General features: G+C 51.6%; 16 protein-coding genes. 6 read left to right on the top strand and 10 right to left on the bottom strand.

What is annotated here, in order from left to right; all coding sequences use genetic code 11:
* Positions 1-17: 17 nt before the first annotated feature.
* The 9 genes from Q9292_RS12860 to Q9292_RS12820 all read right to left on the bottom strand — a co-directional run bounded on the left by Q9292_RS12860 (position 18) and on the right by Q9292_RS12820 (position 8,752).
* On the bottom strand, positions 18-1,667 hold the full coding sequence (locus Q9292_RS12860; protein ID WP_313988734.1) for an acyl-CoA synthetase: 1,650 nt from the start codon (positions 1,665-1,667) through the stop codon (positions 18-20).
* A gap of 225 nt (positions 1,668-1,892) precedes the next feature.
* Positions 1,893-3,023 (bottom strand): HpcH/HpaI aldolase/citrate lyase family protein, encoded by a 1,131-nt coding sequence (locus tag Q9292_RS12855; RefSeq protein ID WP_194746971.1) that lies wholly within the window; start codon positions 3,021-3,023, stop codon positions 1,893-1,895.
* Positions 3,020-3,310, bottom strand: a complete 291-nt coding sequence (locus Q9292_RS12850) for a succinate dehydrogenase assembly factor 2 (protein WP_313988730.1) — start codon at positions 3,308-3,310, stop codon at positions 3,020-3,022. The genes Q9292_RS12855 and Q9292_RS12850 overlap by 4 nt, the downstream gene beginning before the upstream one ends.
* 9 nt (positions 3,311-3,319) lie before the next feature.
* Positions 3,320-4,066 carry a succinate dehydrogenase iron-sulfur subunit gene (locus tag Q9292_RS12845; RefSeq protein ID WP_228518643.1) on the bottom strand — a complete coding sequence of 249 codons (747 nt, stop codon included), beginning with the start codon at positions 4,064-4,066 and terminating at the stop codon, positions 3,320-3,322.
* A gap of 1 nt (position 4,067) precedes the next feature.
* Positions 4,068-5,855: a succinate dehydrogenase flavoprotein subunit gene (sdhA, locus tag Q9292_RS12840; protein WP_313988726.1), complete on the bottom strand. Its 1,788-nt coding sequence runs from the start codon at positions 5,853-5,855 to the stop codon at positions 4,068-4,070.
* Positions 5,856-5,865: 10 nt separating this feature from the next.
* Positions 5,866-6,219 (bottom strand): succinate dehydrogenase, hydrophobic membrane anchor protein, encoded by a 354-nt coding sequence (gene sdhD / locus Q9292_RS12835; RefSeq protein WP_194746974.1) that lies wholly within the window; start codon positions 6,217-6,219, stop codon positions 5,866-5,868.
* A 6-nt stretch (positions 6,220-6,225) separates the two neighbouring features.
* Complete coding sequence (gene sdhC, locus Q9292_RS12830) at positions 6,226-6,618, bottom strand: succinate dehydrogenase, cytochrome b556 subunit (protein WP_194746975.1); 393 nt, start codon at positions 6,616-6,618, stop codon at positions 6,226-6,228.
* Positions 6,619-6,622: 4 nt separating this feature from the next.
* Entirely contained in the window at positions 6,623-7,825 is a 1,203-nt protein-coding gene (locus Q9292_RS12825) for a malic enzyme-like NAD(P)-binding protein (protein WP_313988722.1), read from the bottom strand.
* A 192-nt stretch (positions 7,826-8,017) separates the two neighbouring features.
* A complete protein-coding gene (locus Q9292_RS12820) occupies positions 8,018-8,752 on the bottom strand; it encodes a GntR family transcriptional regulator (RefSeq protein WP_313988720.1) in 735 nt (244 codons plus the stop codon).
* 181 nt (positions 8,753-8,933) lie between these two features.
* Between Q9292_RS12820 and Q9292_RS12815 the strand changes: the two genes are divergently transcribed.
* The 6 genes from Q9292_RS12815 (at position 8,934) to Q9292_RS12790 (ending at position 15,643) form a co-directional block, all read left to right on the top strand.
* On the top strand, positions 8,934-9,815 hold the full coding sequence (locus Q9292_RS12815) for an HpcH/HpaI aldolase/citrate lyase family protein (RefSeq protein WP_194746978.1): 882 nt from the start codon (positions 8,934-8,936) through the stop codon (positions 9,813-9,815).
* Between the two features lie 9 nt (positions 9,816-9,824).
* Positions 9,825-10,883: a MaoC family dehydratase gene (locus Q9292_RS12810; protein WP_313988716.1), complete on the top strand. Its 1,059-nt coding sequence runs from the start codon at positions 9,825-9,827 to the stop codon at positions 10,881-10,883.
* A gap of 2 nt (positions 10,884-10,885) precedes the next feature.
* Positions 10,886-11,884: an HpcH/HpaI aldolase/citrate lyase family protein gene (locus Q9292_RS12805; RefSeq protein WP_313988713.1), complete on the top strand. Its 999-nt coding sequence runs from the start codon at positions 10,886-10,888 to the stop codon at positions 11,882-11,884.
* Between the two features lie 116 nt (positions 11,885-12,000).
* Positions 12,001-12,879 (top strand): methylisocitrate lyase, encoded by an 879-nt coding sequence (gene prpB / locus Q9292_RS12800; protein ID WP_313988710.1) that lies wholly within the window; start codon positions 12,001-12,003, stop codon positions 12,877-12,879.
* A 32-nt stretch (positions 12,880-12,911) separates the two neighbouring features.
* Positions 12,912-14,087: a 2-methylcitrate synthase gene (prpC, locus tag Q9292_RS12795; RefSeq protein ID WP_313988707.1), complete on the top strand. Its 1,176-nt coding sequence runs from the start codon at positions 12,912-12,914 to the stop codon at positions 14,085-14,087.
* A 95-nt stretch (positions 14,088-14,182) separates the two neighbouring features.
* Positions 14,183-15,643 (top strand): bifunctional 2-methylcitrate dehydratase/aconitate hydratase, encoded by a 1,461-nt coding sequence (locus tag Q9292_RS12790; RefSeq protein WP_313988705.1) that lies wholly within the window; start codon positions 14,183-14,185, stop codon positions 15,641-15,643.
* Between the two features lie 135 nt (positions 15,644-15,778).
* Here Q9292_RS12790 and Q9292_RS12785 read toward each other — a convergent pair whose 3' ends face one another.
* The gene (locus Q9292_RS12785; protein ID WP_313988702.1) at positions 15,779-19,684 is read right to left on the bottom strand and encodes an Ig-like domain-containing protein; all 3,906 of its coding nucleotides are present in this window, start codon (positions 19,682-19,684) and stop codon (positions 15,779-15,781) included.
* Positions 19,685-19,705 lie beyond the last annotated feature (21 nt).

Below are 19,705 nucleotides of genomic sequence, written 5' to 3'. Positions count from 1 at the left end.
TCTTTCAGGCGGGCGTTTTAGCGCGCATTGCTTTTCTGATAAGCAATGGCAGGGCTGACATCTTTACGCAAGATTTTACCATTTTTGGTGCGTGGAAACTCCTTGGCCAGGTAGACTGTTTTCGGCGCTTTATACGCCGCCAGATGCTGCTTGCCAAACACCATCAGTTCTTCTGGGGCAATCTCGGCATCCGGTTTGGGGATCACATAAATCACCACCAGCAATTTGTCTTTTTCAATCTCTTCGCCAACGGCTGCGCAATCGGCCACGGCCGGATGGCCTTTATAGACGCGCTCGATTTCATACGGCGAAACGCGGTAGCCAAAGCTCTTGATAATGTCATCCTTACGGCCCAAAAACCAGAGATAGCCATCGGCATCATACTTGGCGTAATCGCCGGTAAAGAAATAGCCATCATGCTTGTATTTGGTGGTCTCTTCCGGCAAGTTCCAGTAATTGAGGAATAAGCCAGGGTCATTATCCGGCACGCTGATCATGCCCTCCTCACCTTCGGCCACCGGCTCCCGTGTGTCGGGATTGAGCAATACAATCTGGTGCCCAGGTTGCGGAAAACCGGCAGAGCCCGCACGAATCGGCCGATACACACTTTGTGACAGATAGTAGGAAAACTCACTCATGCCTACCGCTTCATAAATATCTAACCCAAAACGCTCACGCCATTGCGTTAACACCTCGTCCGACAAATGCTCGCCCGCACTCATATAGTGACGCACACTGGGAATATCTGCCTGGATAGCGGTGGTTTTTTGCAATAACTGGCGGTAAATGGTCGGGACACCAATAAAGATGGTGGCTTTGTGTTTGGCAATCAAATCCAGCCACTTTTGCGCATCATTTTTGCCTTCGTGCACAATCACGGTTTTACCCAGATATAACGGGTCCATCAGGCCAGTGCCCAGCACATAGGTCCAGTTAAACTTACCGGAGTGCATGATGCGGTCTTGCACCGTTTCGCTGTAGTTAAACCAGTATTGGGCGGCTGGCTGGCGCCCCAACAAGGCACGATGCGCATGCAACACGCCTTTAGGATAGCCAGTCGTACCTGAGGTATAGACCAAATAAGCCGGATCTTCTGCCCGCGTGGTATAGGCGGGCGCTGCGTCAGTCACATTCGCCACGGCTGCCTCCAGCGATACGACATTAAACCCATCCACGGGCGAGACCTCCCCGGATAACTGTGTCAGCAGCACATGTTTCAGATAGGGTGTTTGCGCGATATTCTGCTGCATTTTGGCAGACATCGCCTGCCAGGCGGCCGCGTCAGTTACCAGGACCACGGCGCCGGAATCCTTAGCCAGATAAGCCACTTCTTCTGCAGTGAGCAAAGTAGACGTCGGCACGGAAATCGCCCCGGTTTTCATGGTGCCGAGAAAGGCCGTCGGGTAATCCAGGCTGTTCGGCAGGCGAATCAGCACCCTGTCCCCTGGCTTGACAGCCAATCCACGCAACACCTGCGCAAAACGGTCTGTCCTGGCCGCCAACTCGGCAAAGGTGATGATGCTGGTACCAAAACTGTCATCCTCCACAATCATGGCAATTTCATCGGCTGTCGGTGTGCCCAAGTGGCGGTCACTGCACGCCACCCCGATATTGAAAAATTCAGGAATTTCCCATTGCCATTGTGGATAAGGGGCTAACTGTGTCATGTTCAAACCTTTCCAATCACTCTATGCACGCATGGTTGATGCGATGCTGTTATATGCATTTCTTTTGAAAATGCTTTTTAAATCTTCAATGACGCTTAAACGCTCATCAATGAGCGAGCGGGATGAAGCACAAGGCGCACGGAACACAGAAACCGGAATGTACTAAAAGTACATGAGGATTTCGAGTACCGCGCAACGCCGTGATTCGCCCGCGCAGCCATTGATTTAAAGCAGAATGCCGTAGGGCCAGTTTTGGCGTACTACCTGCGCCGGCATCAACTGCAATACATGCAAGGCAAACTCCATATCGCTGACCTTGAGCGCGCGCAAGGCATGTGCTCTCAGCAGCGTCTGTAACGCCTTCCCAAACATGGGCGGGTCCAACATCTCGCCTTCAAACTTGATCGCCCCACCCAACAAGGCATCGGCTTCAATCGCCGCTTTCAAAATCGCCACCTTCTGGTTGATCTCGGTAGGCGATGGCGTGTAAGCGGTTTTACACAAATGAATATGCCCGGGATGGATCACCTGCTTGCCGGTCAGGCCCATGGCCGCTTCCTGGCAAGCATGTTTGTACACCACGCGCGACTCGTTATCGCCATGCAAATCCAGCCAGCGACGCACGTCGTGCGGCTCGACAAACTTATCTGGCATGATATTGCTGCCAATCAGCGTTTCCACACCGCCAATCACACCTTTACCGGCGATCCTGGCTTCAAAAATCAACTGGTTGATAAAATAGAACAGCTCTTCTATCCAATGCTCGGGCGTGATGTGGATCCCCAAAGCTTTAGAGAAGTCATGGATACCGAACACCACATGTTTCACGGTGTCGTATTGCATCAGTTCAGGCGCAATCTTGAGCGATTTGGGGTGTTCGATAATCGGCTGTATGGTGATTTGCGGGTTGATACTCAACAAAAAGCTAGACAGATCACGCACCTCGGCGGCACCGTAGGATTCACCCGCCTTGGCCAGCATGACGACATCAATAAATTCGCCCATGTCGCGTACCAGCTTCATGTCTTCTTCGTACTCATCGGTACGGAAGGAGTTGGCGCGGATGGCAATGGTGACGCGCTCATTGACCTTGCGCAGTTTGGGCAGCTCCTGCCGCAGCAAGGTGCGGCTCATTTCTTTCTGCCGACAGCCATCTTCCAGGTCAAAAATCAGCGTATGCGCATTGGTAAAGTGTGCATGCTTGACCATGCGGTTGGCCGCCTGCTCCATGTCTTCATAAATGCCCAGGCTGGGCGCATATTTCACTGGCGGGTAATACAACTGTATGCCTGGCCAGTAATCCCCCAAGGCACTGGCATCCAGTGCAATCGGCTCTTCTCCCATATGCTGAATCATCTGGTTTCCTGTTCTGCCGTCGGCCGGCTCGCACTCAATTTTTGAAGAAGGGCTGCCATAGGTTTGAGATCTCCGGTCGGAGCTTTTATGCCCTGAATCAGGTCCCAAAACACGTTATCTGGCAGTTCCAGCAAGGCATCCAGTTGCTCCATTTCTGCCAGTGTCAGGCTGCCAAATTGCTCACTGACAAAACGTTGCAATACGATATCGAGTTCCAGCATGCCGCGGCGGCAGCGCCAGGTCAGTCGCCGCTGCTCGGCGTCACGTAAAATTTCAGCATTCAGCATGGCTTCCCCCTATAACACTTTGATACCAAAGATCTTCTTACCCGGCTTGCTGTCTTGATGGGCCTTGGCTTTTTCGATCTTGAGGTCTTTAATCGCTGCAATGGCAGCGTTTGGATTCAGCTTTTTCGGACAGACATCGGTACAGTTCATGATGTTGTGGCAACGATACAAACGGTAAGGGTCTTCCAGATTCTCCAACCGCGCATCCTGTTCCTGGTCACGGCTATCGGCAATAAAGCGGTAAGCCTGCATCAGCCCTGCCGGACCGACAAATTTGTCCGGATTCCACCAGAAGCTGGGGCAAGAGGTTGTACAAGCCCCACACAAAATGCACTCATACAAGCCATCCAGCTTGGCACGGTCTTCCGGACTTTGCAGGCGCTCGGTTTCCGGCGGCGTGTCGTGGTTTTGCAAATAAGGCATCACCGAATGATAGTTATCAAAGAATTGCGTCATATCCACGACCAGATCGCGAATCACAGGCAAGCCAGGCATGGGACGCAATACCACAGGTTCTTGCAGATCACTGAGTTTGGTAATGCAGGCCAGGCCATTTTTTCCGTTGATATTCATGGCATCACTGCCACACACACCTTCACGGCAGGACTTGCGCATACTGAGCGTTTCGTCCAGTTCTTTAATCCGCATCAGCGCGTCCAATAACATCTGGTCACTGTCTTCCAGCGTGACCTCGTAGTCCTGCATATAGGGTTTTTTGTCTACGTCGGGATTAAACCGGTAAATAGAGAAACGCATATCAATACACCCTTTTCTTCAACTCGAATGGTTCTACGGTCAATGGTTTGAGGCGCACCGGCTTGTACAGCAGCTTTTGCTCGCGGGCAAAATACAGCGAATGACTGAGCCAATGCGTATCGTCACGCTCGGGATAATCCTCACGGGCATGGGCGCCGCGGCTTTCCTGACGCGCATGGGCCGCTTGCATGGTTGCCAGCGCCACCTCCATCAGGTTATCCAACTCCAGTGCTTCGACCCTGGCTGTGTTAAACACCTTGCTCGTATCAGCAATTCTTAACTGCCCGGCACGCTGGGCCACCTGCTTGATGGCGTCTACGCCGTCGGCCAATAAATCAGGAAAACGGAATACCCCGCAATGTTTTTGCATGGTCTGGCGCATCGCCAAGCCCACCTCAGCCACTTTCTCGCCCCCGCCATTTTCAAGGCGGTTAACACGCGCCAGCGTTGCATCCGCGACATTCGCTGGCAGCGGCTTGTGCACACGGTTGGCAGCAATCTCCGCCGCCATTTTGTCACCTGCCGCTTTGCCAAACACCACCAGATCCAGTAAAGAGTTAGAGCCCAGACGATTGGCGCCATGCACAGAGACGCAGGCACATTCGCCCACCGCATACAAACCATTGACGACACGCTCAGACTGGCCGTCATGTACCACAACCTGACCATCCAGATTGGTGGGCACGCCACCCATCATGTAATGCGCGGTCGGCACCACCGGGATAGGCGCCTGGGTTGGGTCTACACCGGCAAAGGTTTTGGCAATCTCGCGGATGCCAGGCAAGCGTTTGCTGATGATGTCTTCCCCTAAATGATCTAGCTTGAGGTACACCGCGTCTTTATGCTTGCCAACGCCGCGGCCTTCTTTAATCTCGGTCGCCATGGCACGTGACACCACATCGCGGCTGGCCAGGTCTTTGGCATTGGGCGCATAGCGCTCCATAAAACGCTCGCCCTCGCTATTCACCAGATAACCGCCCTCGCCACGCACGCCTTCGGTAATCAATACGCCGGCATTCAATACCCCGGTGGGGTGAAACTGCCAGAACTCCATATCCTGCAACGGCAGGCCTGCGCGCGCGGCCATGCCCAAGCCATCCCCCGTATTGATATAAGCATTGGTACTGGCCTGGAAGATGCGGCCACCGCCACCCGTGGCCAGCATGGTGGCTTTGGCATGAATGACATGAATGTCGCCGGTTTCGATTTCGAGCGCAATCACGCCCAAGATATCCCCATCGGCATCCCGAATCAGGTCCAGGGCAAACCACTCAATTAGGAATTGAGTGTTGGCCTTGACGTTGCGCTGATACAGCGTATGCAGCATGGCATGGCCGGTGCGGTCCGCCACAGCACAGGTCCGCGAAATGGCTTGCTCGCCAAAATTGCGGGTCATGCCGCCAAACGGACGCTGAAAGATGCGGCCATTTTCGAGGCGGTCGAACGGCATGCCAAAGTGCTCCAGTTCAATAATGGCCTTGGCCGCATTGCGGCACATAAACTCAATTGCATCCTGGTCGCCCAGGTAGTCCGAACCCTTAATGGTGTCATACATATGCCACAACCAGTTGTCATCAGACACATTACCGAGCGCGGCGGCAATGCCGCCTTGTGCCGCCACGGTATGTGAACGGGTGGGGAACACTTTGGACAGCACAGCGACATCGGCGCCGGATTCCGCCAGCTGCAAAGCCGCACGCAAGCCAGCCCCACCACCGCCGACGATGACGGCATCTACCTGATGATGCTGTAGTTTGCTTGCACCTGTCCCCTGCGCTGTCTTGGTCATGCCATTCACCTTAAATCTTCATTCCAAATAAAATCCACAATACTGCGAGTGCATTTCCCCACACCGCAATATCTACCAATCGTTGCAGCACCGACCGTACGCCCAGATGCGGCACATAATCCCGCAACACATCACGCACGCCCAGCCACGCATGCAATAACATGCAGATAAAAAACCACAGTGTCAGCAGGCGCCACCACCAGGGCGCAAACAAGGCCACCCAGTCGTGATAACTTGCTGGCGACAACCACAGCAGCCGCATGCAGAATAACAACAGTCCCAAGGCCATGGACAAGGCACACAGTCGCTGCGTCAGCCAGCGACGCATGCCAGGATATTTCGCCGTAAGCAGTTCAAATAGCATGCTGACTCAGCCCCAAATCGCCCATAACATCCACAACATGGTGAATGCCACCAACCCCAGCACAACGCGGCTGGAGAATCTTGCCTTTTGCAGGGTGGTCATCCAGTGCACATCCATTGCCAGATGACGAATACCTGCATAAAAATGATGAAAAAACGCCCAGGCCAAGGCCGTGACCAGACACTTGACTGGCCATGTTTGCAATTGGCCGGCCACGCTTTGATAACCCGCAGCGCTAGACAATGACAGATACAAGGTCCATAAAAGCAATGGCTGGATCAAAAACAGTGCGACGCCACTGGCCCGGTGCATGATAGACACCACGGCATTGACCGGCAGCCGGATCGTGAATAAATCCAGATTCTTGGGCCGCTGTTTTTTCTGCTTTTTAACAATCATGCTGCTACTCGTCTGCCTGCGCTGCACGTGCCACTGCACCAGCCACGTATTCCATCAAGCGTGGATCAAACGGCTTGGGAATAATGTATTCCTTGCCAAACGACAAAGACGTTAACTGGTACGCCTCCAGTACTTGCTGCGGCACAGGCTCGCGCGCCAGTTGACTGAGCGCTTTTGCTGCCGCCACTTTCATCTGCTCGGTAATCTGTTTGGCCTTGGCATCCAGCGCACCACGGAACAAATAGGGGAAGCACAAGGCATTATTAACCTGATTCGGGAAATCACTGCGGCCGGTGGCCATAATCACGTCATCACGCACGGCGAAAACCTGGCTGGGTAAAATTTCAGGATCTGGATTGGCCAGTGCAAAAATCACCGGTTTGGCCGCCATACTGGCCACCAGCTCTGCTGGCAAGCCATTCTTGGCCGACACCCCGATAAATACATCTGCGCCCTGCATGGCCTCGGCCAGCGAGCTCACCTTGCCAGCCGCAATCGCCAACGCACGGTTGTTGTCATGCAAGTCATCCCGCGCCAAATCGAGCACGCCTTTGCGATCCACCATGGTGATATCGGTGGCACCCATCAGCTTAAGCAACTTGGCACATGAGCAACCCGCCGCACCCGCACCTAAAAACACAATTTTGGCGCGGGGCAAGGTTTTGCCTTGGAGCTCAAGCGCATTTAACAAGGCTGCTGCCACAATCACGGCCGTACCATGCTGGTCATCATGAAACACCGGAATATCCAGGCGTTTTTTCAGTTCGGATTCAATATAAAAACAGTGCGGGGCAGCGATATCTTCCAGATTGATCCCGCCAAAAGTCGGCGCGATATTGACGACAGTCTGGATAAACTCGTCAGGCGTGGCGGCATTGACTTCGATATCAAACACATCAATATCTGCAAAGCGTTTAAACAGCACGCCCTTGCCTTCCATCACCGGCTTGCCGGCCAAAGCACCGACGTTGCCCAGTCCGAGCACGGCTGTTCCATCAGTGATCACCGCCACCAAATTTCCCTTGTTGGTATACTTGTAGGCATTGGCAGGATCCGCCTCTATTTCGAGCACTGGCGCGGCCACCCCTGGCGTGTAGGCCAGGGATAAATCCTGTTGCGTTGCGCATGGCTTGGACGACTCCACGCTCAGCTTGCCCGGCTTGGGAAACTGGTGGTAGTCCAGCGCGCGTTTTTTCAAGTCATCCATTCATTAACCTCTTTCTATTCACCAGTCTTTGCGTCGACCAAGACTTTTCAAAATACATGTTGGCTAGGCTAGCGAAGCCCAACAACGCGAAAATATGTTTTCAAAAGTCATTTCTTTTATCCCGAATAGTTCAAAAACTTCAGCAGCCAGACGGACATGCGCAGCTCAACGCCGCTAATGAAGATTTTTCAATCATTCCAATTCACTCATGTAGTGGTGGTCATCGGTCAGACACAAACCTAACCGCCACTCCATTGGCTTATCGCCATAGGTGAATGACACGCGCTCTATACTCAGCAGCGGATATCCCTCTTTCAGCCCCAGGGCTTTCGCCACTTCAGCATCTGCGGCCACCGCTTTGATCCGCTCTTCAGCACGGATCATGCGTATGCCAAACTGCGACTCATACATGCTGTACATAGAGCCATTGCTTTCTTCCACCTTGGCGCGATTCAAGCCTTTGAATGGCGCAGCGGGCACAATAATGTGGTCATAAATCAGAGGTCTACCGGAAAAAGTCAGCAAGCGCTTGACCTCTATGGTGGTCGCGCCGGCCTTCATTTCCAGCACCTTACCGATATGCACACTGGCTTTGCTTTTAATACAGGAGATAAACTCATTCTGTAACAATTCTTTTTGGCCGGTTTCCGCAGTCAGACGCAAAAAGCGTAATTTCACATCATCCTGATTGTGGGTCGCGACAAACGTACCCTTGCCCTGGCGACGAATCAGGATATTTTCAGTAGCCAGACTATCTATTGCCTTGCGCACCGTGCCCTGACTGACCTTGTAACGCTGAGCCAGATCAATCTCACTAGGGATCATGTCGCCCGGGCGCCACTCCCCACCAATCAGGCTCTGGGTGATCAACACCTTAATCTGGTCATATAACGGTCTGTAGCTGGCCGATCCGACTTGTTTATCCATATCCTTGACTCCACACTTGCAGGCATCACAAGACGCCAAAAAATTAGTTATTCAATTTATATCACAGCGCTTTTTTGTTGTCTACTATTTTATATCTTATATAAGACATAAGATATTTGTTGACAGAGTTTTTCTATTCATGAATAATGAATTCAATTCTCGCTGCAACAAAGGAAAACCCATGTCATATGCACTCAGACCACGACGCTCGATGCTATATGTCCCTGGCTGTAATCAGCACTATTTGGAGCGTGCTCGCACATTAGCGGCCGATTCCGTCATTCTGGATCTGGGCGACCCGATTCTGGTGGATGTCAAAGTGCAATCACGGGAGAACGTTGTTAATGCCGTCAAGCAAGGTGGCTATGGCAAACGTGAAGTGGTGGTGCGCGTCAATGATCTGCACTCGATTTGGGGCCATGACGATATCAAGGCAGTGGCCAATATTGGCGCAGATGCCATTCTGTTCCCCAATATCGAGTCTCGCGAAGACGTATTGCAGGCACAACAGCTGCTGGATGATGCCGGTGGCAAGGATGTGCCGATGATGGTGATGATAGAGAGTCCGCTGGCAGTATTAAACGCCAAGGAAATTGCAGCCGCCTCTGAGCGCGTGATCTGCATGGTGATGGCCACCTCTGACCTCATTTCGCAACTGCATGCACGTGTGACGCATGAACGCTCTGCCATCCTCACCTCCTTATCGCTGGTGATTCTGGCGGCGCGTGCGTATGGCAAAGGCGTGATCGACGGCATTACGTCTGATTTTAAGAACATGCATTCGTTTGAATATGCCTGCCGCCTGGGGCGCGACATAGGCATGGATGGCAAGTCACTGGTGCATCCGGCGCAAATTGCTTATTGCAATGATGCGTATACCCCGCAAAGGTCTGAGGTCGAACATGCAAGGTTGATCATTAAAGCCCTGAAAGAGGCAAACGAAGGTGGTAAAGGGACGGTCGTGGTCAACGACAAACTGGTGGAACACCACCATATTAAAGCTGCGCAACGACTCATCAAATTATCAGAAGCGATTGCAGAGCTAGAAGAAGAATTCATTTAAGGAATCAACATGACAGGCAAAATCAACGCCGGGCGTTTTTTTGAAGACTTCAAGCTGGGCGAAGTCATCCCTCATGCGACGCCGCGCACCATCACCAGCGGTGACACTGCGCTATACATTGCGCTGACTGGCGCACGCAATCCGTTGCATTGCAGCGCACCGTTTGCCTTGTCGTTGGGCTATGCGCAGATGCCCATTGATGACTTACTGGCTTTTCATATCGCGTTTGGCAAAACGGTACCGGATATCTCGGTCAATGCCGTGGCAAACCTGGGATATGCCGATGTACGGTTTATCCAGCCGGTATTTGTCGGTGACACCTTGACCACTTCCAGCGAAGTGATCGGCCTCAAGCAAAACTCAAGTGGCAAAAATGGCGTGGTCTGGGTACGCTCGACCTCGGTTAATCAAGACCAGCAACCGGTTTTAAGCTGGGTGCGCTGGGTGATGGTGCACAAGAAAAATCTGGCGGCTCCAGCGCCGGACACGGTGATCCCTGACTTGCCTGCCTTTGTCGCTGCCAAGGATCTGCGCCTGCCCGCCCCGTTTAATGTGCATCAGGAAATCGCGGTGGCTACTGGTGGCCGTTACTTCTGGGAAGACTACACCGTAGGCGAACGTTTGCGCCATCCCGCTGGCCTCACCATTAACGACAGCGATCATACGCTGGCTACCCATTTGTACCAAAACAATGCCAGACTGCATTTTGATGCTCATCTGATGCAATCCACGCCACAAGGCCTGCGTCTGGTCTATGGCGGCGTAGTGATTTCCGCCTGCCGTGCATTGAGCTTTGAAGGCCTGGAGAACGCGCTGTCGATTGCGGCGATTAATGGCGGCACACATGCCAACCCCAGCTACGCAGGCGACACGATTTACTGCATGACGGAAGTGCTGGATCAATGGACGCTGCCCCACCCGCAGCTCGGCGCCCTCAGACTACGCATGATCGGCCTCAAGAATATTCCGCCAGATCATGTTGAGAACATCAAGACCTCACAGGGCTACCACCCCAATGTGGTACTCGATCTTGATTACACCGTTTTAATTCCACGAAAAGGAAACTAACCATGGCCGTTCATCCTAATCAGGCGCTCTTTGGTGGCGAAAAACCCTTTCCGGTGATCCCGGCTTGTGAGCATTTTGCAGGCAGCGAAAAGCTGATTTTGAAAGCCTTGTCCTTGCAAGACTCGGCCAATCCCAATGCGGTCGGTCCTGTGTTTGACATCACCTGCGACTGTGAAGACGGCGCTGCCAGCGGCCAGGAGCAGGCGCATGCGGAAATGATCGTGCGCGTGCTGAATTCTGCTGCCAACCAATACAAGATGGCAGGGGCACGCATTCACGACTATACGCATCCGCACTGGAAAAAAGATATCGATATTTTGGTGGGGGGGGCGGGTGAAGTCTTGAGTTACCTGACGATCCCTAAATGTACCGACATCGCGCAAGCCCGTGAAATGATCGGCTATATTCAAGAAGTTGCCAAACAACATGGCATACGCCGCGAAATCCCGGTGCATATCCTGATTGAAACCCATGGCGCCCTGCGCCAAGTGCACGAGATTGCACAACTGCCTTGGTTGCAAGTGCTGGACTTTGGCCTGATGGACTTTGTCAGCGCCCACCATGGCGCCATCCCTGCAACCGCGATGCGCAGCCCTGGCCAGTTTGATCACCGCCTGCTGGCGCGTGCCAAAACGGAAGTGGTCTCCGCAGCACTGGCAAATGGTGTCGTGCCTGCCCATAACGTAACGCTGGATCTCAAGAATGTGGAAGTGACCTTTAGCGACGCCGCACGCGCGCGCAATGAGTTTGGCTTTATGCGCATGTGGAGTATCTACCCGACACAAATTCAGGCCATCGTTGATGCCATGAAACCGAATTATGACGAAGTGACGGATGCAGCCAACATTTTGCTGGCAGCACAGGCCGCTGACTGGGGGCCGATCCAATATGCAGGTGAATTGCATGACCGCGCGACCTATCGCTACTTCTGGGAGGTCTTGCAAAAAGCTAAACAAACGGGTGTGGCCATGCCAGAAGATGCTGAACACGCGTTCTTTTAATACTTAGCGACAGCGCTTACTGAGCACACAGAGAAAATCTGAGACATTTTTCATTCGGTTTGATGTATCTCTCTGTGACCCCTGTGTTCTCTGTGGCTTAAAGATAAAGGTTTAATATGCAACAAATCACTACAGCAGGTGCACGTTTCCGCGCGGCGCTGGTCGCCGAAAAGCCGCTACAAATCATAGGTGCCATCAATGCCTACCACGCCATGCTCGCCACACAATCCGGGTTTAAGGCCATCTACCTGTCTGGCGGTGGTGTGGCCGCTGGCTCTTTAGGCCTGCCTGACTTGGGGATTTCTGGTCTGGAAGATGTACTGGTCGATGTGCGCCGCATTACCGACGCGGTCGACACGCCTTTGCTGGTCGATATTGATACCGGTTTTGGCGGGGCATTTAACATTGCCCGTACCATTAAAAGCGTTGCCAAAGCAGGGGCTGCAGCGGTGCATATTGAAGATCAGGTCAGCGCCAAGCGTTGCGGGCACCGCCCCAACAAGGAGATTGTGAGCCTGGAGGAAATGGTAGACCGGGTAAAAGCTGCCGTCGATGCCAAGCCCTATGATGACTTCGTGGTCATGGCGCGCACGGATGCGCTGGCGGTGGAAGGATTGCAATCTGCCATAGACCGCGCCTGCGCTTGCGTAGAAGCAGGTGCGGACATGATTTTTCCGGAAGCGATGACGGAGCTGGGGATGTATCAGCAGTTTGTCGAGGCCGTCAAGGTGCCGGTACTGGCCAATATCACCGAATTTGGCTCCACCCCTTTATTCACCGTAGAGGAACTGGCCACGGCAGGCGTTGGCATGGTCTTGTACCCACTGTCAGCCTTCCGCGCGATGAACCAGGCGGCGCTTCAGGTGTACCAGCGCGTACGCAAGGATGGCACACAGAAACATGTGTTGGATTTGATGCAGACACGTGCGGACCTGTACGAGCATCTTGGCTATCACGCTTTTGAACAGAAACTAGACGCGCTATATAAAAAATAAGCGCACGCGACCAGAGATAAAGGAGGTTAGTTATGAACACCACCACTGATCCTATCAACACAGCTCCCGCTAGCGAAGCACCCAAGCGTAAAAAAGGCGTCGCGCTGGCGGGTGTGGCTGCGGGCACCACGGCCATTTGTACCGTGGGCCATAGCGGTAATGACCTGCATTACCGCGGTTACGATATCATCGAACTGGCTAAACATGCCACGTTTGAAGAAGTCGCTTATTTGCTGATTCACGGTGAGCTGCCCACCCAACCACAACTCACCGCTTATCATCAAAAGCTCAAAAAGCTACGCGGCCTGCCCAGTGCACTTAAAGCCGTACTGGAACAGATTCCAGCCAATGCGCATCCAATGGATGTGATGCGCACAGGCTGCTCGATGCTGGGGACACTGGAACCAGAAGCTACCGACCGCAATACTGCTGGCGCACAAGCTCTGGGGGACCGCTTGATTGCCTGTTTCGGCTCTATCCTCATTTACTGGTACCACTTTAGCCATCGCGGTGTACGTATTGAGGTAGAAACTGATGACGACTCTATCGCGGCGCACTTCCTGCATCTCCTGCATGGCAAAAAACCGTCCGAGCTGCATATCAAAGCCATGAACACCTCACTGGTGCTCTATGCCGAACATGAGTTCAATGCCTCAACCTTCACTTCACGCGTGATCGCTGGCACCCTCTCCGACTTGTATTCTTGCGTCACCGGTGCGATTGGCGCACTACGGGGGCCCAAACATGGCGGCGCCAATGAAGCCGCCATGGAGATTATTGAGCGTTACCAAACACCAGATGAAGCTGAAGCAGATATCAAGGCTCGTATGGCGCGCAAAGAAATCATTATTGGCTTTGGCCATCCCGTGTATACCATTGCCGATCCACGTAATGAATCCATCAAGCGCGTAAGCAAATCCCTTTGTGAAGATGCAGGCAATATGAAATTGTTTGATATCTCGGCCCGCATTGAAGAAATCATGTGGAACGAGAAAAAGATGTTCCCCAACCTGGACTGGTATAGCGCATCCAGCTACCACATGATGGGGATTCCAACTGGCATGTTCACGCCAATTTTTGTGATTTCGCGCACCACCGGCTGGGTCGCGCATGCGATTGAGCAGCGTATCGATAACAAGATTATTCGGCCGAATGCAGAGTATAACGGCCCAGATAACAGAGCGTTTGTGCCTTTAGACAAACGTTAGTCTTACCCATTTTTTAGCCACAGAGGACTCAGAGAGCACAGAGAAAACTCTGCTGTAGCCTCTGTTGCGTAAATTTTTACTTGAAAGAATCTCTTATGTCCGCCCATATTTCTAATGTACGTCCCGATCCCGATCAAGTCATTGTAGATATCGCCAACTACGTGGCAGATTTTGAAATCAACTCTCATGAAGCTTACGATACCGCCCGCAACTGCCTGATGGATACGCTGGGCTGTGGTTTCGAGGCACTGGATTATCCCGCCTGTACCAAATTACTAGGCCCCGTGATTGCCGGTACGGTTGTGCCGAATGGCGCCAAAGTTCCCGGCACCCCTTATCAGCTGGACCCTATCCTGGCCGCTTTTAATATTGGCGCCATGATCCGCTGGCTGGATTTTAATGACACCTGGCTGGCCGCAGAATGGGGACATCCGTCTGACAACCTGGGCGGGATTCTGGCTTCAGCGGATTACATGTCGCGCAAAAATGTGGCCGAAGGCAAAGCGCCATTGACTATGAAAGACGTACTCACCGCCATGATCAAGGCGCATGAAATTCAGGGCGTACTGGCGCTGGAAAACAGCTTTAACAGAGTGGGTCTGGACCACGTCATTCTGGTTAAAATTGCCTCTACCGCTGTTGTGACCAAATTACTGGGGGGTAACAAACAAGATATTATCAATGCTGTGTCTAATGCCTTTGTTGATGGTCAAAGCTTGCGTACCTACCGTCATAGTCCAAACACCGGTTCACGTAAATCCTGGGCGGCAGGCGATGCCACCTCGCGAGCGGTGCGTCTGGCCTGGATGACCTTGCAAGGTGAAATGGGCTACCCAAGTGCACTCACAGCCAAAACCTGGGGCTTTTATGACGTCTTGTTCAAAGGTAATGCCTTCAAGTTCCAGCGCCCTTACGGCAGCTATGTGATGGAACAGGTATTGTTCAAAATCTCGTTCCCGGCCGAATTTCATGCGCAAACAGCGGTGGAGTGCGCTTTCCAGCTCAACAAGGAAGTGGGCAGCCGTCTGCAAACCCTGGAAGACATTGCCAACATCGACAAGATTATTATCACCACACACGAGTCCGCCATTCGCATCATCGATAAAACCGGCCCGTTGGATAACCCTGCTGACCGCGACCATTGTATTCAATATATGGCAGCCGTTGGTTTGCTCAAAGGAAGTTTAACTGCACAGGATTACGAAGATGCCGCAGCCGCTGATCCGCGCATAGATGCACTGCGTGACAAGATGACTTGCGTCGAAAAAGCAGAATATACGCGTGACTATCTGGATCCGGAAAAACGATCCATTGCCAATGCCATTCAGATTTACTTTAAGGATGGCACGCAATCCAGCAATATTGCGGTGGAATACCCGATTGGCCATCGCCGCCGCCGTGGCGAAGGCATCCCGGAACTGGTGAAGAAATTCAAAACCAATCTGGCACGTCGCTTTGACACATCAAGACAAGCCGACATTTTGGCCTTGTGTCAGGATCAGGCCAAGCTGGAAGCCACTGCTGTGAATGCGTTTGTGGATATGCTGGCGCTCTAACAACGCAAACTCAGTCTCTAAAAAGAGTGCTCAAGCAGCGCTCTTTTTTATTGCCTGTATCAAACCCAAACGCTGAATAAAAAAAGAGCGACCACAAGGGTCGCTCTTGAACTGCTATTAGCAATACTGCTGCGATTAGTGATCCACAACAATATTTTGCTGTGTCAGCAAGTTTGCGATCACGGCTGCATCGCTGGTTTGGCCGTTGGTTAAATCGACACCAGCCACCACAATGGTCTGCGTTTCTTGACCACTATTGAATGCACCTGAAACATTGTGTGCATCATTAGCAAAGCCACCATTCGAACTGATATGAATAATGGTATCGCTGCCTGATTTCTCGAAGTGCATGTAGTTGACCAGGTTGGTTGGATTTTCACCCTGCAACAAATCACGGATATCCAACACATCCCCACCTTGGCTGACCGCGGCTTTATTAAAGTCTTTGATTGTGTCAAGTGCAGGAGATCCAGCAGCACCATCATCGCCTTGATCCCACTTGAACACATCCACACCCGCGCCACCGGTCAAGGTATCGTTACCTTTACCACCGATCAGGATGTCGTTGCCATTACCGCCGTTCAAGGTGTCATTACCAGCACCACCACGCAGGATGTCATTACCATCGCCACCATTCAAGGTATCGTTGCCAGCGTAGCCGTAGATAATGTCATTGCCGGAGGTACCGTTAACAACGTTGTCACCTGCATCACCACCGATAATTGGCGTAGTGTTATTGCTACTCAACAAGCTGAGATTGAGCAGATTGCTTGCACTTGCGCTATCTTGCAGGCCAGTACTGTCAGTTGCTGTGATCGTAAAGTTTTCCAACACATTGACGCCAAGAAGCTGCGGATTCACCTTCACCGTTGACAGGAATTCATTCAGAGCAAGGTTGTCGATCGTGCCACCGTCAGCAGCTGTAACCACCAGTTTGCCATTTGCACCGATTAAGCCAAGGAAGCCGCTACTTTCTGTATAGCTTACTTTTAAGCCTAACTCATTCGCTACCGCTTGCGAGTAACTCATCAGTGTAGAGCCGATGATCACACCAATCCCAGCATTGAACGCAATATTGACGTTAGTAATGTTGTTATTGGCATCACTTGCTGTGAAATTCTGACGACTTGAGAAGTCAAGCAAATCAACATTCAACAGGCCAGGCAAGGTAATCAAGCCAGCCGCACCGACAGCCGTAGAGACATCAGGCGCCACCTGCGGTGTAGGTGTATAGGTATTATTTTTCGCCACATTCACCGTCAAATCAGCAGTGCTGGTGTCGCCATCTTTGTCACTTAATGTATAAGTAACTTTAGTGCTGTCTGCAGGCTGGGTAGTGCTTGAAGTCGTGATTTTAATGTTATCAAGCAAACCACCAGTACTGTTCGTATCCACTGATTTAAACTCCACGCGCATCTGGCTACCAGTCCCTGTGAAGCTGTATGAGAATGTACTCATGTTCAAGCTTCCAGTATTGACCGTATCAATGACTTTACCATTCACAATTACTTGAATTGCAGAGTCAACCCCTGATGTATGACCAGCACGTGCCGCATAATCAAAACTTAATGTCACCACTGCATCTTTGCTTGGATTGATATAAGTGTATAGATTTCCATCACCGTTATAGTTTTCAATCTCAAGCACATTGCCGTAACTTGCAGACAAGCCATAAATAGTGCTTGGCATAATCTCAATCGTGCCACTCTTGTTGTCTGTGTACCAGCCTAAAGGCACTGGCGTTTGCTGACTACTGCCATTGGCATCAAAAGTGGTGTTGATGAGCGTTACTTTTGTCTGTCCTGGGGTGAAGGCATATTTACCATCGTCCATGTCTACAACAAATGTGCCAGCTTTAGTGACCACTGTCAGCTGATGAGTGGTCGCATTGTAAGAGCTATTATTCGTCCCAGCGACGGCAATTGAACCTGTTTTAGCATCAAAGGTATAAGTGGTCCCCTCAATCGCCACCGATTTGACATAGCCACCATCTGCGCCGAAGCCACCGCCACTGGTCAAACTGCCAACAACAGGGGTTGGTACAGTCTGGCTCAGTACAGCATCCAATTGCGCAAAGTTGGATACCTGAATTGCATTTGTATCCGTGCCGCTTGAGCCATTGTATGCAATCTGGTTCATGCTGTTAGCCACCTGAGTCGCTGAAACGCCGCTACCCACACCAATCGCATATTCATTAATGTTATTGGCTTTCAGGAAGGCTTCCCATGCCTGTCTATCGCTATCCCCTACTTCACGGCCACTATTGGGCTCGCCATCTGAGAAGAAGTACCCAATATTCTGACCACCAGGAATTTTTCCGGCTGAATTAAATGCTGTTTTACTACCATCCAATGCAGCATCGTAATTGGTACCGGACAGTGCTTTCAAGGAAGCCAACTGTAGTTTTGCTTCAGAGATTGTCACCCAGGTCGGCGTTTTCTGATAATAACCATCAGAGAAAGTCACAATCATGACACGGACATCACCACCCAATGAAGCATATTGATCCAACAAGGTATTGATGGACTTCACTTCACTAGCAAGACGTGAGGTGCCATTGACGCCATCCAGTGACGCCATACTGCCAGAGACATCAATGGTAAACATAATGTTTGTGCCTTTGTCGCCCTGAGCAGTGACCGTCTGATTGGTAGCAATCGGCGCATCATCAGCCACATTGACTGTAATAGAACCAGTAGTTGTGGTATCAGAGTCTTTAGCATTTACACCAAACTTCAGGGCAAGCGTATCTTCACCTTGAGCAGGGTGATCCAGCGGACCTGACAACTTGACAGCGTACTTGCCTGAGTTATCAATGGATATGCGCAAGATTTCCTGACCATTAGCAGAACCGATCAGCGTCCCGGTGTTGCTTCCAGCCCAGGTAATTGCCACGCCACCAGACGTATAGGTTTGAGTTGGTGCAGTCAATGTCACACTCTGCAAATCACCATTTGGATCTGAGATACCTAAATCACCAGAAGCAATAATGTTTGAAGGCTCACCTGGATCCAGAATACCACTTGGTAAACCATCTTCAGACACAGAGGCACTGCCATCTAAAGTCACAAAAACTGGTGACTGGTTCAAAGTGTAAGCATAGTTATCGCTTGGCACACTGGTGTTGCCAGCGTTGTCTGTTGCAGTCACCGTGTAGTTATGCAAGCCTTTAGCAATATCAGTCGATGGTGTAAAGGTCCAGTTACCATTTTTGTCGGCGACAGCAGTTCCAATCACAGTCTTGCCATCATAAACGGTGACCGTACTGCCAGCCTCAGCCTTACCAGTGAGTGTTGGCGTCGCATCATCGGCAACGCCACCACTTGGGACGTCTCCTTTTTTCGTACCAAAGTCATCATAAATATTGTCTATGGTCGGTTTGTTTGGTGCAGTGACATCGACAGTATAGGTAAGTTGAGTTGTTGCAACACCAACGTTACCAGCTGAGTCCGTTGTGGAAACTTTAGCGTCAATCGTTTTATCGCTGTCTGCGACTAATTCGCTACCAGGCACACTAACACTGAAGCCTAGTTTACCGTCTGCGCGAGTCACCACTGTTGTCAGATAATCTTTGCCATTAATAGTGACTACCACTGGATCACCAAGCTTAGCTTCACCACCTACAGTACCAGTCACTGGCTGATTAACACCTGGTTGAGATTCAGCAATATTGATAATGCCATCACCACCGAAGTTAGCATCGAGCGAAATAGTGGCAACGGGTGGCGTCAGATCCAGCGTGTAGGTCAACTGTGTAGACTGGCTGGCTGTGTTGCCAGCGTTGTCTGTGACAGTCACTTTCGCTTCAATGGTCTTGTCTGAGTCAGCGGCAAGTTCGTTACCGGCAACGCTCACACTGAAGCCCAGCTTGCCATCCGCACGGGTGATTACAGTCGTTGCATAATCTTTGTTGTTGATCGTCACAATCACTGGATCACCAACTTTAGCGTCACCACCCACTGTACCAGTCACAGGAATCGAGGAAGTCGCCTTGGCTTCTTCAATGTTGATGATGCCATCACCACCAAAGTTAGCATCCAAGGCAATCTCTGCCTTAGGTGG

Source organism: Methylophilus sp. VKM B-3414 (genome assembly GCF_032248435.1).
In the GTDB taxonomy this organism is placed as follows: Bacteria; Pseudomonadota; Gammaproteobacteria; order Burkholderiales; family Methylophilaceae; genus Methylophilus; species Methylophilus glucosoxydans.
This window is presented reverse-complemented; position numbering and strand designations above follow the sequence as displayed.